The sequence below is a fragment of the Klebsiella sp. K5-45 genome, assembly GCF_030128605.1.
Lineage (GTDB): Bacteria > Pseudomonadota > Gammaproteobacteria > Enterobacterales > Enterobacteriaceae > Klebsiella > Klebsiella quasipneumoniae.
Genome location: NZ_JAKUZW010000004.1, coordinates 327,741 through 341,702, shown reverse-complemented (window position 1 = coordinate 341,702; position 13,962 = coordinate 327,741). Strand labels below are relative to the sequence as shown.

General features: G+C 59.4%; 15 protein-coding genes. 13 read left to right on the top strand and 2 right to left on the bottom strand.

Annotation, left to right across the window (positions count from 1 at the left end; genetic code table 11):
• Positions 1-10: 10 nt before the first annotated feature.
• On the bottom strand, positions 11-1,696 hold the full coding sequence (locus MKS11_RS10820) for an aspartate:alanine antiporter (RefSeq protein WP_004179131.1): 1,686 nt from the start codon (positions 1,694-1,696) through the stop codon (positions 11-13).
• A 267-nt stretch (positions 1,697-1,963) separates the two neighbouring features.
• Here MKS11_RS10820 and ybjM point away from each other — a divergent pair, with 267 nt between their 5' ends.
• The gene (gene ybjM / locus MKS11_RS10815; RefSeq protein WP_004201325.1) at positions 1,964-2,347 is read left to right on the top strand and encodes an inner membrane protein YbjM; all 384 of its coding nucleotides are present in this window, start codon (positions 1,964-1,966) and stop codon (positions 2,345-2,347) included.
• A gap of 6 nt (positions 2,348-2,353) precedes the next feature.
• On the opposite strand, the gene MKS11_RS10810 is transcribed toward ybjM, so the two are convergent.
• Positions 2,354-2,617, bottom strand: a complete 264-nt coding sequence (locus tag MKS11_RS10810; protein WP_002896352.1) for a GrxA family glutaredoxin — start codon at positions 2,615-2,617, stop codon at positions 2,354-2,356.
• Positions 2,618-2,819: 202 nt separating this feature from the next.
• Here MKS11_RS10810 and MKS11_RS10805 point away from each other — a divergent pair, with 202 nt between their 5' ends.
• From MKS11_RS10805 to MKS11_RS10750, 12 genes are all read left to right on the top strand, one after another.
• A complete protein-coding gene (locus MKS11_RS10805) occupies positions 2,820-3,107 on the top strand; it encodes a YbjC family protein (RefSeq protein WP_004201326.1) in 288 nt (95 codons plus the stop codon).
• Complete coding sequence (gene nfsA, locus MKS11_RS10800; RefSeq protein WP_087771570.1) at positions 3,091-3,813, top strand: nitroreductase NfsA; 723 nt, start codon at positions 3,091-3,093, stop codon at positions 3,811-3,813. The genes MKS11_RS10805 and nfsA overlap by 17 nt, the downstream gene beginning before the upstream one ends.
• A 114-nt stretch (positions 3,814-3,927) precedes the next feature.
• A complete protein-coding gene (rimK, locus tag MKS11_RS10795) occupies positions 3,928-4,830 on the top strand; it encodes a 30S ribosomal protein S6--L-glutamate ligase (RefSeq protein WP_002896363.1) in 903 nt (300 codons plus the stop codon).
• 88 nt (positions 4,831-4,918) lie between these two features.
• Positions 4,919-5,398, top strand: coding sequence for a YbjN domain-containing protein (locus MKS11_RS10790; protein WP_002896365.1), 480 nt, complete (start codon positions 4,919-4,921; stop codon positions 5,396-5,398).
• 348 nt (positions 5,399-5,746) lie between these two features.
• Complete coding sequence (potF, locus tag MKS11_RS10785; protein WP_049116974.1) at positions 5,747-6,859, top strand: spermidine/putrescine ABC transporter substrate-binding protein PotF; 1,113 nt, start codon at positions 5,747-5,749, stop codon at positions 6,857-6,859.
• 163 nt (positions 6,860-7,022) lie between these two features.
• A complete protein-coding gene (gene potG / locus MKS11_RS10780) occupies positions 7,023-8,156 on the top strand; it encodes a putrescine ABC transporter ATP-binding subunit PotG (protein WP_004201330.1) in 1,134 nt (377 codons plus the stop codon).
• Positions 8,157-8,166: 10 nt separating this feature from the next.
• Positions 8,167-9,120, top strand: coding sequence for a putrescine ABC transporter permease PotH (gene potH / locus MKS11_RS10775; protein ID WP_017899417.1), 954 nt, complete (start codon positions 8,167-8,169; stop codon positions 9,118-9,120).
• Complete coding sequence (potI, locus tag MKS11_RS10770; protein WP_002896372.1) at positions 9,117-9,962, top strand: putrescine ABC transporter permease PotI; 846 nt, start codon at positions 9,117-9,119, stop codon at positions 9,960-9,962. The genes potH and potI overlap by 4 nt, the downstream gene beginning before the upstream one ends.
• A gap of 57 nt (positions 9,963-10,019) precedes the next feature.
• A complete protein-coding gene (locus tag MKS11_RS10765; protein WP_004201332.1) occupies positions 10,020-10,508 on the top strand; it encodes a YbjO family protein in 489 nt (162 codons plus the stop codon).
• A 41-nt stretch (positions 10,509-10,549) separates the two neighbouring features.
• Entirely contained in the window at positions 10,550-11,677 is a 1,128-nt protein-coding gene (gene rlmC / locus MKS11_RS10760) for a 23S rRNA (uracil(747)-C(5))-methyltransferase RlmC (RefSeq protein WP_017899418.1), read from the top strand.
• Positions 11,678-11,755: 78 nt separating this feature from the next.
• Positions 11,756-12,472 (top strand): response regulator transcription factor, encoded by a 717-nt coding sequence (locus MKS11_RS10755; protein ID WP_017899419.1) that lies wholly within the window; start codon positions 11,756-11,758, stop codon positions 12,470-12,472.
• The gene (locus MKS11_RS10750; protein ID WP_004201335.1) at positions 12,469-13,941 is read left to right on the top strand and encodes an ATP-binding protein; all 1,473 of its coding nucleotides are present in this window, start codon (positions 12,469-12,471) and stop codon (positions 13,939-13,941) included. Before MKS11_RS10755 ends, MKS11_RS10750 begins: the two co-directional genes overlap by 4 nt.
• The last annotated feature ends 21 nt before the right edge of the window (positions 13,942-13,962 follow it).

Below are 13,962 nucleotides of genomic sequence, written 5' to 3'. Positions count from 1 at the left end.
CGCAAAAAATTTATTGTAGCCCCGGCCAGATGATCACGATGAGCGTCCCGGCGAGGGTGAGCAGCACGTTGGCGATGGCGTAGGTGCCCGCATAGCCGAGCGCCGGAATGTTGCTGCGCGCGGTATCGCTAATGATCTCCATCGCCGGGGCGCAGGTGCGCGCCCCCATCATGGCGCCGAACAGCATCGCCCGGTTCATGCGCAGCACATAGGCGCCAAACAGGAAGCAGATCACCACCGGCACCAGGCTAACGATAAGCCCTGCCGCCAGCATCTGGCCGCCGACGGCGCCCAGCCCGTTATTGATCCCGGCCCCGGCGCTGAGCCCGACCCCGGCCATAAACACCATCAGGCCAAACTCTTTCACCATGTTCAGCGCCCCCTGCGGGATATAGCCGAAGGTTGGGTGGTTGGCGCGCAGGAAGCCAAGCATGATGCCGGCGAACAGCAGGCCGGCGGCGTTGCCGATGCCGAAGCTGAAGGAGCTGAACTGGAAGGTGATCATGCCGATCATCAGGCCGACGATAAAGAAGGCGCAGAAGGCCAGCAGGTCGGTCACCTGGCTGTGAATGGAGATAAAGCCGATGCGGTCGGCTACGGTCTTCACGCGGCGGGCGTCGCCGCTGACCTGCAGCACGTCGCCTTTGTTCAGCACCACGTTGTCGTCGATAGGCATCTCGATCTGGCTGCGAATAACCCGGTTCAGGAAGCAGCCGTGGTCGGTGAGCTTGAGCTGCGCCAGGCGGCGGCCGACGGCGTTGTGATTCTTAACCACAATCTCTTCGGTGACGATGCGCATGTCGAGCAGATCGCGGTCGAACACCTCTTTACCGTTGCGGAAGCTCGGGTCGAGGCGAGCGTGCGCGTCCGGGTAGCCCACCAGCGCAATATCGTCGCCCATCTGCAGCACCGCGTCGCCGTCCGGGTTGGCCAGAATGCCGTTGCGGCGGATGCGTTCGATATAGCAGCCAGTCTGGCGATAAATGCCCAGCTCGCGCAGATTTTTGCCATCCGCCCACGCCACCAGTTCCGGGCCGACGCGATAGGCGCGGATCACCGGCAGGTAAACTTTACGTTTGGAATCGGTATCGAGGCCGCGCTCGCGGGCGATTTGCTGGGCGCTGGTCTGCAGATCCTGATGCTGCAGCTTGGGCATATAGCGGGCGCCTACGATGAGGCTCACCAGACCAACCAGGTAGGTCAGGGCATAGCCGAGGCTCAGATGGTCAAGCGACTGCGCCAGCTGATCGCTGGGCAGGCCGAAATGGCGCAGAGTGTCCCCCGCGCCCACCAGCACCGGGGTGGAGGTCATCGCCCCCGCCAGCATACCGGCGGTGAGCCCGATATCCCAGCCGAACACTTTACCCAACACCATGGCGATCAGCATCGCGCTGCCGACCATCACCAGCGCCAGCATCAGATAGTTTTTCCCGTCACGGAAAAAAATCGAAAAAAAGTTAGGACCGGCTTCCACGCCGACGCAAAAAATAAACAGCATAAAGCCGAGATTAAGGGCATCGGTGTTAATCGCGAAATGCTGCTGACCTAATAATAGAGAAACGACTAAAACGCCAATGGAATTACCAAGTTGTACTGAGCCGAGACGCAGTTTTCCCAGGCATAGTCCTAATGCAAGTACAACGAATAATAACAGGATGTAATTCCCGTTTAACAAATCTGCGACGTTTATATTCACGAAAGCCAACTTCTCGTTTACTAGTAAGTTGTTGAAGGAAATGGTTATTTGGTCTAAGGTTGCTCAGGCGTTCGCGTTGTCGCGAACCTATTCTGGCACCCTGTTATAACCAGCAAAAATATACCCGCTAGTTTAATCCTTCCTGGATGCGGCGGCTAGTGACAATCGTTTTCAGGCTGGCAGGGGAGTTATTGGCATGGATTGCCGAAATGCTTTATCTGACTGGGCGACGTGGACGTGAGTTAGAGGCAACATCAGGAGGATACGGTGAAATCTGAGCGTAGTTGGGCCGGCATTATCTGTGGCTTCGTTCTGTTCATTGTGGTGTGCTTATCGTTGTTGTTACATATGAAAGGGGCCTTTCGCGCCAGCGGCAACCCGGAGCTGGGCCTGCTCTTCTTTTTGCTGCCAGGAGCGGCGGCGAGCTGTCTCTCTCCCGGTCGGCGGGTGCTGCGTCCTTTGCTCGGCGCGATGCTGGCGGCGCCGGTCTGTATGGTGACGATGCGGCTGTTTTTCGTCACGCACCGGACGTTCTGGCAGGAGATGGCGTGGGTACTGAGCGCGGTGTTCTGGTGTGCGCTGGGGGCGTTGTGCTTTTTGTTTATCTGCGCCTGGCTTGATACCTGGCGCAGTCATTCATCGAGCAAATAAATTTACTCAGGCAAACAGGCCAAGGTTCTCTTTCGCCCAGGCTTCGAAATCGGTGCAACCGCCGATGTGTTTCTGGTCGACGAAAATCTGCGGTACGGTTTCAACCGGTTTGCCGACGGTTTTTTCCAGGTCAGCTTTGCTGATGCCTTCGGCGTGAATATCCACGTAACGGTAGTTAAAATCATCACGCTCGTTGGTCAGTTTTTCGGCCAGCTCTTTGGCGCGAACACAGTAAGGGCAGCCTGGACGACCAAAAATAACGGTAAACATTGCTTCTCTCCTTAAACCTCAGCCGGATGGCGAATGGCGCTTATGATGCCTGCATTGGCCGGTGAGGGAAAGCAGGTTCTGCCTTTTGCTTCGATGGTTTACGGCTATGTTTGATAAATGTCGTACTATCAAAACCCGTATACTGACCCGGCGGCGCGGCGGCATTGGCTGGCGCGTTGCGTTTATCAACCGGAGAGGCGTGATGCGAAAATTTGCCCCGTTGCCGAAAAGCATTCTGCTGGTTGAGATCCTCGGGATGGGGCTGTTAACCCTCGCCTGGCTCTCGCTTAACCAGTATGTCCAGCTGCCTGCGCCCATTGCCAGCCCGACCGCGGCGCTGGTGATGCTCTTTGCCGGGATCGTGCTGATGATCCCTGCCGCCATCGTCGTGATGTGGCGGATGGCGCAGATCGTGGCCCCGCAGTTAACCCACTCTCCTGAGCCTGAATCCTTGTCTGACAGAGAAAAACGAAATGACGCCGACCATTGAGCTGCTGCGCAGCCACCGTTCTATCCGCCACTTCACCGATGCGCCCGTGAGCGACGAACAGCGCGCGGCGATTATCGCCAGCGCGCAAGCGGCATCTACCTCGAGTTTTTTACAGTGCACCTCCATCATCCGTATTACTGACCCGGCCCTGCGTGAACGTCTGGTCCCGCTGACTGGCGGCCAGCAGCATGTCGCCCAGGCGGCGGAGTTTTGGGTCTTCTGCGCCGACTTTAATCGCCACCTGCAGATCTGCCCGCAGGCGGAGCTGGGGCTGGCGGAACAGCTGCTGATCGGCGTTGTCGATACGGCGCTGCTGGCGCAGAACGCGCTGACCGCCGCCGAGTCCCTCGGGCTGGGCGGCGTCTATATCGGCGGGTTGCGCAACAGCATCGAGGCGGTGACCGAGCTGCTGGAGCTGCCAAAGCACGTCCTGCCGCTGTTCGGCCTTTGCCTTGGCTGGCCGGCGGATAACCCGGATATCAAGCCGCGGATGCCGGCGGCCATGCTGGTGCATGAGAACCGCTATCAGCCGCTGGATAACGCGCTGCTGGCGGAGTATGACGAACAGCTGGCGCACTATTATCTGTCGCGCGGCAGCAACGCCCGCCGCGATACCTGGAGCGACCATATCCGGCGCACTATCGTGAAAGAGAGTCGTCCGTTTATTCTTGACTATCTGCATAAGCAGGGGTGGGCAACGCGCTGATTACGTGTACACTGCTGCTCCGGCCAGGTGATATCCGCCGCCGGCCGCAGGAAAGGTGAAAGTGTGTTCGATAGCTGAGGCCCGCCAGAGCGGGTCTTTTCGCAGAGGTGCAGGATGAAAATTGCCATATTATCCCGGGATGGAACGCTTTATTCATGTCGGCGCCTGCGCGAAGCGGCGCAACAGCGCGGTCATCAGATCGAGATCCTCGATCCGCTTTCCTGTTATATGAACGTCAGCCCGGTGGCCTCGTCGATCCACTACAAAGGGCGTCAGCTGCCGCACTTTGATGCGGTGATCCCGCGCATTGGCTCGGCGATCACTTACTATGGCACCGCGGCCCTGCGCCAGTTTGAGCTCCTGGGAAGCTATCCGCTGAATGAGTCGGTCGCCATCACCCGCGCTCGCGATAAGCTTCGCTCGCTGCAGCTGCTGGCGCGCCAGGGCATCGATCTGCCATTGACCGGCATCGCTCACTCCCCGGATGACACCAGCGATCTGATCGCCATGGTGGGCGGCGCGCCGCTGGTGGTGAAGCTGGTGGAGGGCACCCAGGGGATCGGCGTGGTGCTGGCGGAGACCCGCCAGGCGGCGGAGAGCGTGATCGACGCCTTTCGCGGACTGAACGCTCATATTCTGGTGCAGGAGTACATTGCCGAAGCGAAAGGGTGCGATATCCGCTGCCTGGTGGTCGGCAATGAGGTGGTGGCGGCGATCGAGCGGCGGGCGAAAGAGGGGGATTTCCGCTCTAACCTGCACCGCGGCGGCATGGCCACGGTGGCGCAGATTAGCGACGAGGAGCGGGCCATTGCCATCAAGGCAACGCAAACTCTCGGGCTGGACGCCGCCGGTGTCGATATCTTACGCGCCGCCCGCGGGCCGCTGGTGATGGAGGTGAATGCCTCGCCGGGGCTGGAAGGGGTGGAAACCACCACCGGCGTGGATGTCGCCGGCAAGATGATCGCCTGGATCGAGCGCCAGGCGACGCCGGAATTCTGTTTGAAAATAGGCGGCTAACCGCCGGATGCAAGACGGCCATGGTATGCGGCGTTTTTTTTGCGTAAGCTATGGCGTCGTTTTTCCACTGTAAGAGGTCACAGGCACTATGGATTCACTGGTCGTTCCAGGTCTGGATACGCTACGTCGCTGGCTGGACGAAATCGGCATCAGCTTTTTTGAGTGCGATTCCTGTCAGGCATTGCACCTGCCGCATATGCAGAATTTCGACGGTATTTTTGATGCCAAAATTGACCTGGTGGACAACGTGGTGCTCTTTTCCGCCCTGGCGGAGGTGAAGCCGTCTGCCCTGCTGGCGCTGTCGGCGGATCTTTCGGCCATCAACGCCAGCTCGTTAACCGTGAAGGCGTTTATCGACATTCAGGACGATAATTTGCCCAAGCTGGTGGTTTGCCAGTCGCTGTCTATCGGCCCAGGGGTGACCATGGAGCAGTTCGCCTGGTTCTTCCGCCAAAGCGAAGAGCAGATCTCGATGGTAATCCTTGAAGCCGGCGCCAATCAGCTGTTGTACAAAGGCGAAGAGGAAGAGCCGGCCGCGGAAAACGTGCAATACCATTTTCTTCACTAAACCTGCCTAAAATTAGCGCAGCCACTACCGCAGCGGCTGCGTATTACCCGCTTTTATTCTGTATTTAACCTTTCTTTAAAGCATTATTCACCGCCATTCAGGCCGTTTTGGCTTATCACGTAGACCGTTACTGCATAAAAATTTGATAAAAGGCGTTTTTTTACCTGGGCTATAGCCTCTTATTCTGGCTACAGTTATTCTGGCGATGCTTCCAGTTGCGAGCAACCACTCCGGGAGAGATCCGCTCTCCTTTTCTCAGGCAATGAAAAAATATGCATGATTTTTGCATGCGTAGAAATGCGTATATTTGAGCCCGTAAGTTAACGGGCGTTGAGAAGGAAAAGAGATATGACCGCCTTTGGTAAAAAATGGTTAACAGGTCTGGTTACGGGTGCGCTGATGGCCGTCTCTGCCGGTTCGCTCGCCGCCGAACAAAAAACCCTGCATGTCTATAACTGGTCTGATTATATTGCGCCGGACACTGTGGCCAATTTCGAAAAAGAGACCGGGATTAAAGTCGTGTATGACGTTTTTGATTCCAATGAAGTGCTGGAAGGCAAATTAATGGCCGGCAGCACCGGTTTCGATCTGGTGGTGCCGTCGGCAAGCTTCCTTGAGCGCCAGCTGGCGGCGGGGGTGTTCCAGCCGCTGGATAAAAGCAAGCTGCCCAACTGGAAGAACCTTGATCCCGAAGTGCTGAAGCTGGTCGCCAAGCATGACCCGGATAATAAATACGCTATGCCTTACCTGTGGGCGACGACGGGCATTGGCTATAACGTGGATAAAGTGAAAGCCGTCCTCGGCAAAGATGCGCCGGTGGACAGCTGGGATCTGGTGCTGAAGCCGGAGAACCTCGAAAAACTGAAAAGCTGCGGCGTCTCCTTCCTCGACGCGCCGGAAGAGATTTTCGCCACCGTGCTGAACTACCTCGGCAAAGATCCGAACAGCGGCAAAGCGGATGATTACACCGGCCCGGCGACCGATCTGCTGCTGAAGCTGCGGCCGAACATCCGCTACTTCCACTCTTCGCAATATATTAACGACCTTGCCAATGGCGACATCTGCGTGGCGATCGGCTGGGCAGGGGACGTCTGGCAGGCGGCCAACCGCGCGAAAGAGGCGAAGAACGGCGTCAATGTCTCCTACTTTATTCCGAAGGAAGGCGCGCTGGCGTTCTTTGACGTCTTTGCCATGCCGGCCGACGCGAAGAATAAAGATGAAGCCTATCAGTTCCTTAACTATCTGATGCGTCCGGACGTCATCGCCAAAATCAGCGACCAGGTGTTCTACGCCAACGGCAACAAGGCTTCCACGCCGCTGGTCAGCGAGACTATCCGTAACAACCCGGCGATTTATCCGCCAGCGGATGTGTTCGCCAAACTGTTCACGCTGAAGGTGCAGGATCCGAAGATTGACCGCGTGCGCACCCGCGCGTGGACCAAAGTGAAGAGCGGCAAATAATTCCTGACGGCCCGTCGAATACGGGCCAAATCAGATCTGCACTCGCCGGGAAATAGCAGCGCGCCCGGCGAGCAGAAGCACCAGGATGGTGCAAATGCACTGTTAAGCACGAAGTATGGCACCGGACCATATGGTGATCGTTTTTTTGCCGGAGAGCACCCGATTGAACGACGTAATGCCCCGCCCACAGGCGAAAGCCCCCAAAGCGCTGACCCCGCTACTGGAAATCCGTAACTTAACCAAGTCGTTTGATGGCCAGCATGCTGTCGACGATGTCAGTCTCACTATTTACAAAGGCGAAATTTTTGCTCTGCTGGGCGCATCAGGCTGCGGGAAATCGACCCTGCTGCGCATGCTGGCGGGCTTTGAGCAACCGACCGCCGGACAGATTATGCTCGACGGCGTGGATCTGGCGCGCGTGCCGCCCTATCAGCGGCCTATCAATATGATGTTCCAGTCCTACGCCCTGTTTCCCCATATGACCGTTGAGCAGAATATCGCCTTCGGCCTGAAACAGGATCGTCTGCCGAAGGCGGAAATCACCGCCCGGGTGCAGGAGATGCTGGCTCTGGTGCACATGCAGGAGTTCGCTAAACGTAAGCCGCACCAGCTATCTGGCGGCCAGCGCCAGCGTGTCGCGCTGGCGCGCAGTCTGGCGAAACGACCTAAGCTGCTGCTGCTCGACGAACCGATGGGGGCGCTGGATAAAAAGCTGCGCGATCGCATGCAGCTGGAGGTGGTGGATATTCTTGAGCGCGTTGGCGTGACCTGCGTGATGGTGACCCACGATCAGGAAGAGGCCATGACCATGGCGGGCCGTATCGCCATCATGAACCGCGGCAAGTTTGTGCAGATTGGCGAACCGGAAGAGATTTACGAACACCCGACCACCCGCTACAGCGCCGAGTTCATCGGCTCGGTGAACGTCTTTGAAGGACTGGTGAAAGAGCGCCTCGAAGATGGCCTGGTGCTGAGCTCGCCGGGCCTGGTGCATCCGCTGAAGGTTGACCCCGACGCCTCGGTGGTGGACAACGTGCCGGTATGGGTGGCGCTGCGTCCGGAGAAGATCATGCTGTGCGATGAGCCGCCGGCGGATGGTTACAATTTTGCCGTTGGCGAGGTGATTCATATCGCCTATCTGGGGGATCTCTCTATCTATCATGTGCGCCTGCAAAGTGGGCAGATGATCAGCGCCCAGCTGCAGAATGAGCACCGCCATCGGAAAGGGACGCCCACCTGGGGTGACGAGGTGCGTTTATGCTGGGATGCGGACAGCTGCGTTGTACTGACGGTGTAAGGAGAGGGCGATGAGTACCGTTGAATCCCCGTCAGGGGCGAAAAAACCGGGCGGCTTCGCGCTGTGGGTGGCGCGCCTGCAGATGGCACATGGCCGCAAGCTGGTGATCGCGCTGCCCTATCTGTGGCTGATCCTGCTGTTTATGCTGCCGTTCCTGATCGTGTTCAAGATAAGTCTTGCCGAGATGGCGCGGGCGATCCCTCCCTACACCGATCTGATGGAGTGGGCGGATGGCCAGCTGACGCTGACCCTTAACTTTGCCAACTTCCTGCAGCTGACCGACGATCCGCTCTATTTCGAGGCTTATCTGCAGTCGCTGCAGGTGGCGGGCATCTCGACGCTCTGCTGCCTGCTGCTGGGCTATCCGCTGGCCTGGGCGGTGGCGCACAGCAAGCCATCGACGCGCAATATTCTGCTGCTGCTGGTGATCCTTCCGTCGTGGACGTCGTTTTTGATCCGCGTCTATGCCTGGATGGGGCTGTTGAAGAGCAACGGGGTGTTGAATAACTTCCTGCTGTGGCTAGGGGTTATCGATCAGCCGCTGGAGATCCTGCACACCAACCTGGCGGTTTATATCGGTATCGTCTACGCCTATCTGCCGTTTATGGTGCTGCCTATCTACACCGCGCTGACCCGCATCGACTATTCGTTGGTGGAGGCCTCGCTGGACCTCGGCGCCCGGCCCCTGAAGACCTTCTTTCAGGTGATCGTTCCGCTCACCAAAGGGGGGATTATCGCTGGCTCCATGCTGGTGTTTATCCCGGCGGTGGGGGAGTTCGTGATCCCGGAGCTGCTGGGCGGGCCGGACAGCATTATGATTGGCCGCGTGCTGTGGCAGGAGTTCTTTAACAACCGCGACTGGCCGGTCGCCTCGGCGGTGGCGATTGTCATGCTGCTGTTGCTGATTGTGCCGATCATGTGGTTCCACAAGCACCAGCAAAAACAGATGGGGGAGCAGGGATGAACGACTTGCCTGTAGTACGCTCGCCGTGGCGCATTCTGATCCTCGTGCTCGGGTTCACCTTCCTTTATGCCCCGATGCTGATGCTGGTGATCTACTCGTTCAACAGCTCGAAGCTGGTGACGGTCTGGGCCGGGTGGTCGACGCGCTGGTATAGCGAACTGTTCCACGATGACGCGATGATGAGCGCGGTGGGGCTGAGCCTGACTATCGCCGCCTGCGCGGCGACGGCGGCGGCGATCCTGGGCACCATCGCCGCGGTGGTGATGGTGCGCTTTGGGCGTTTTCGCGGCTCCAACGGCTTCGCGTTTATGATCACCGCGCCGCTGGTCATGCCGGACGTGATCACCGGGCTCTCGCTGCTGCTGCTGTTCGTGGCGCTGGGTCACGCCATCGGCTGGCCGTCGGATCGCGGGATGTTGACCATCTGGCTGGCGCACGTCACCTTCTGTACCGCCTACGTGGCGGTGGTGATCTCCTCGCGCCTGCGTGAGCTGGACCACTCGATCGAAGAGGCGGCGATGGATCTGGGCGCCGCGCCGCTGAAGGTCTTCTTCGTCATCACCCTGCCGATGATTATGCCGGCGGTGATCTCCGGCTGGCTGCTGGCCTTCACGCTGTCGCTGGATGACCTGGTGATCGCCAGCTTTGTCTCCGGTCCCGGGGCCACGACCTTGCCGATGCTGGTCTTCTCCAGCGTGCGCATGGGGGTCAACCCGGAGATCAACGCCCTGGCGACGCTCATCCTCGGCGTGGTCGGTATTGTTGGTTTTATCGCCTGGTATTTGATGGCCCGCGCAGAAAAGCAGCGAGTGCGCGATATCCAGCGTGCAAGACAAGGCTGAACCACCTAAAATCGGTACAGCAGCCTCCGGTCGGCGCCACCCTGTGGCGCCGTTTTCATGGAAGACATTACGTTGGGATTGTTTACGAAAACTCGCTCATCGCATGCCCGCCTTAACGTCCCTGCGCTGGTGCAGGTGGCGGCCTTTGCGATTATTTTGATTCGCGGTTTGGATCTGCTGATGATCCTCAATCTGTTGGGCCTGCAGGGTCTGAACGAATTCATACACCGTAGCGTCCAGACCTGGAACCTGACGCTGGTCTTCCTCGGCAGCCTGGCGCTGGTGTTTATCGAAATCTGGTGCGCCTTCTCGCTGGTGAAAGGGCGCAACTGGGCGCGCTGGGTCTATCTGCTGACGCAGATGATAGCCGCCGGCTACCTGTGGGCGGCGTCGCTGGGCTACGGGTATCCGGAGTTGTTCAGCATTCCCGGCGAATCCAAACGGGAGATCTTCCACTCGCTGGTGATGCAAAAACTGCCGGATCTGCTGGTCCTGACGCTGCTGTTTGTGCCCGCGAACTGCCGTCGGTTTTTCCGCCTGCAATAACGGTGATACAATCCCCGCCCCTGGAATTTTGAAGGTCAATTATGCATTGCGCACTCTACGACGCCGGCCGCTGCCGCTCCTGTCAATGGCTGGAACGGTCGGTTCCGCAACAGCTCGCCGATAAAATGGCCGACCTGCGCACGCTGCTGGCGGCGATCCCTGTCGCCGACTGGGGCGAGCCGGTCAGCGGGCCGGAGGCGGCATTCCGTAACAAGGCCAAAATGGTGGTCAGCGGCAGCGTTGAGCGTCCGCTGCTGGGGATGCTGCACCGCGACGGCACCCCGGTGGATCTCACCGACTGCCCGCTCTATCCCGCCGAGTTTGCGCCGGTATTTGCCGTCCTGAAGCCCTTTATCGCCCGCGCCGGGTTAACCCCCTACAACGTCGCGCGCAAGCGCGGGGAGCTGAAATATCTGCTGCTAACCGCCAGCCAGCAAGGGGAGATGATGCTGCGCTTCGTGCTGCGCTCAGAGGCCAAGTTGGCCCAGCTGCGCGCCGCGCTGCCCTGGTTACAGGCACAGTTGCCGCAGCTTAAGGTGATCACGGCGAATATCCAGCCAGTGCATATGGCTATTATGGAAGGCGAGCAGGAGATCTTCTTCACTGAACAGCAGGCGCTGGGGGAGGTCTTTAATGAGGTGCCGCTGTGGATCCGTCCGCAAAGCTTCTTTCAAACTAACCCGACGGTAGCCAGCCGGCTGTACGCCACCGCCCGCGACTGGGTGCGCGCGCTGCCGGTCCAGCATATGTGGGATCTGTTTTGCGGCGTCGGGGGTTTTGGCCTGCACTGCGCGACGCCGGCGATGCGCCTGACCGGTATAGAGATTGCCCCGGAGGCGATCGCCTGCGCCAGGCAGTCTGCCGCGCAGCTGGGGCTCAGCAATCTGCATTTTCAGGCGCTGGACTCCACGCAGTTCGCCACGCATGAAGCGGATATCCCGCAGCTGGTGCTGGTCAACCCGCCGCGTCGCGGCATTGGCGCCGAACTGTGCGACTATTTAAGCCGCATGGCGCCGCCCTATATTATCTATTCCAGCTGTAACGCCCGCACCATGGCGACCGACATTGCTCTTCTTAGCGGCTATCGCGTCGAGCGGGTCCAGCTATTTGATATGTTCCCCCACACCGCCCACTACGAAGTGCTGACCCTGCTGGTCCGCGAAGTTTAAACAAAATGTGAAGGCTTTGCGTCGCAGAGATCGGGTAAGCTTGACGCAGCATGTTTTGTTATTGGTGGGGGGAATCTAATGGCCAAAACCATTCTGCTGGTGGAAGATGATGAGGATATTGCCACGCTGCTGCGGCTCAATCTTCAGGATGAGGGCTATCAGATTGTGCATGAGGCCGACGGCGGCCAGGCTCTCGCCCGGCTGGAAACGCGGGTCTGGGATGCGGTGATCCTCGATTTGATGCTGCCCGGCGTCGATGGCCTGGAGATCTGCCGGCGTATCCGCCAGATGACCCGCTATCTGCCGGTGATCATCATCAGCGCTCGCACCAGCGAAATGCACCGCGTGCTGGGCCTGGAGATGGGCGCCGACGACTATCTGGCGAAACCCTTTTCGTTGCTGGAGCTTATCGCCCGCGTTAAAGCGTTGTTTCGTCGCCAGGAGGCGATGGGGCAGAACCTGTTGATGGACGCCGGGCGCCTGTCCTGCCATGGTCTGAGCATCGACCCGCTGTCTCGCGAAGTGAGGCTGCGCGGCGAGTTGGTGGACCTCACGCCGCGCGAATTCGAGCTGCTGTATTACTTTGCCCGCCATCCCGGGGAGGTGTTTTCGCGGCTGGCGCTGCTGGAGCAGGTCTGGGGATATCAGCACGAGGGCTATGAGCACACGGTCAATACCCATATCAACCGCCTGCGCAGCAAAATCGAACGTGACCCGGCCGAGCCGGACATCATTCTGACCGTCTGGGGCAAAGGCTATAAGTTCGCCCCGGTGACGCAAGAGGCCGCCCCGTGATCCGCCGCCTGAGCCTCAGCCAGCGGCTGGCGCTGGTGGTGGTCTCCCTGCTGATACTGTGCGCGGCGGCGGTGTGCGTCGTTCAGTTACATAGCAGCGCGCAGTATGGCAACGCCATGGTGCAGCGCCTCTCCGCCGGGCTGGCTCAGCAAATTGTGGCCCGCGAACCGCTGCTGGACGCCCACGGCGAGGTCAACCGGCAAACCCTGAAGTCGCTGTTTGACCGTCTGATGACCTTTAATCCCAGCGTGGAGCTCTATCTGCTGTCGCCGGATGGCGACCTGTTGGCCGATGCGGCGCCGCCGGGACATATCCAACGCCAGCGGATCGACATGGCGCCGGTGCAGGTTTTTCTCACCGGCAGTACGTCGCCGGTGTATGGCGACGATCCCCGCAGCCTTGACGGGCGAAAAGTCTTCAGCGCCGCCCCGCTGCGCGTCGACGGCCAGCTGCGCGGTTACCTGTATATCATTTTGCAGGGGGAGACCTTTAATCAGCTGGCGGCCGACGCCTGGCAAAAAACGCTGTGGAGCATTGTTCTGTGGACCCTGCTGCTGGTGACTCTGTTTGGCCTGCTGGCGGGAGGCCTGGCATGGTTCTGGGTGACCCGGCCGGTCCGCCAGCTCACCGCCCAGGTGGCGGCGAACGATCGGGACAGCATCAGTGCCATCAAAACCCTGGCGGCCCGCACGCCGGAGCCCCATCCCGGTAACGAGGTGGCGGTGCTCGAAAATCGCTTTATTGACCTTGCCCGGCAGATAGCCGGTCAGTGGGATCGGCTGGCCGACAGCGACCGCCAGCGCCGCGAATTTGTGGCCAATATTTCCCACGATTTACGTACGCCGCTCACCTCGCTGCTGGGGTATCTGGAAACGCTGACCCTGAAGGACGAACGGCTGACCGCCGAGGAGCGCAGGCAGTATCTCACCATCGCCCTGCGCCAGGGCAACAAAGTGCGCCATCTTTCGCAGCAGCTGTTTGAGCTGGCGCGACTGGAGCACGGGGGCATTAAGCCGCAGCGCGAGCGTTTCGCGATGGGGGAGCTGATTTCCGACGTGGCGCAGAAGTTTGAATTAACCGCCCGCACGCGCGAGGTGAACCTGCAAATTGATGTGCCGGGGCCGCTGCCGCTGGTTAACGCCGATGTGTCGATGATTGAGAGGGTGGTGACCAATCTGCTCGACAACGCCATGCGGCATACTCCCGTCGGCGGGGAGATTCGTCTGGCGGTCTGGCAGGAGAATCAACAGATCCAGGTCGAAGTGGCTGACAACGGAACGGGCGTCGATGCCGCGCTGCGCGACGATCTGTTCCAGCGGCCGTCGGCGTTGTCTGCCCAGGCGTCGCGGGAGGATCGCGGCGGGTTAGGGCTGCTGATTGTGAAACGAATGCTGGAGCTGCACGGGGGCGGGATCAGGCTGGTGGAGTCGGTAAGCGGGGCGCGGTTCAGGTTCTTCGTGCCACTTTGAGAAATTGCCGGGTGGCGGCTA

Bases quoted from the DNA above. Each gene is read 5' to 3' on its own strand.
- potH (WP_017899417.1), top strand. From the start codon at position 8,167: ATGAGTACCGTTGAATCCCCGTCAGGGGCGAAAAAACCGGGCGGCTTC.
- MKS11_RS10765 (WP_004201332.1), top strand. From the start codon at position 10,020: ATGGAAGACATTACGTTGGGATTGTTTACGAAAACTCGCTCATCGCAT.
- rimK (WP_002896363.1), top strand. From the start codon at position 3,928: ATGAAAATTGCCATATTATCCCGGGATGGAACGCTTTATTCATGTCGG.
- MKS11_RS10755 (WP_017899419.1), top strand. From the start codon at position 11,756: ATGGCCAAAACCATTCTGCTGGTGGAAGATGATGAGGATATTGCCACG.
- MKS11_RS10810 (WP_002896352.1), bottom strand. From the start codon at position 2,617: ATGTTTACCGTTATTTTTGGTCGTCCAGGCTGCCCTTACTGTGTTCGC.
- potI (WP_002896372.1), top strand. From the start codon at position 9,117: ATGAACGACTTGCCTGTAGTACGCTCGCCGTGGCGCATTCTGATCCTC.
- potF (WP_049116974.1), top strand. From the start codon at position 5,747: ATGACCGCCTTTGGTAAAAAATGGTTAACAGGTCTGGTTACGGGTGCG.
- MKS11_RS10805 (WP_004201326.1), top strand. From the start codon at position 2,820: ATGCGAAAATTTGCCCCGTTGCCGAAAAGCATTCTGCTGGTTGAGATC.
- MKS11_RS10790 (WP_002896365.1), top strand. From the start codon at position 4,919: ATGGATTCACTGGTCGTTCCAGGTCTGGATACGCTACGTCGCTGGCTG.
- rlmC (WP_017899418.1), top strand. From the start codon at position 10,550: ATGCATTGCGCACTCTACGACGCCGGCCGCTGCCGCTCCTGTCAATGG.
- nfsA (WP_087771570.1), top strand. From the start codon at position 3,091: ATGACGCCGACCATTGAGCTGCTGCGCAGCCACCGTTCTATCCGCCAC.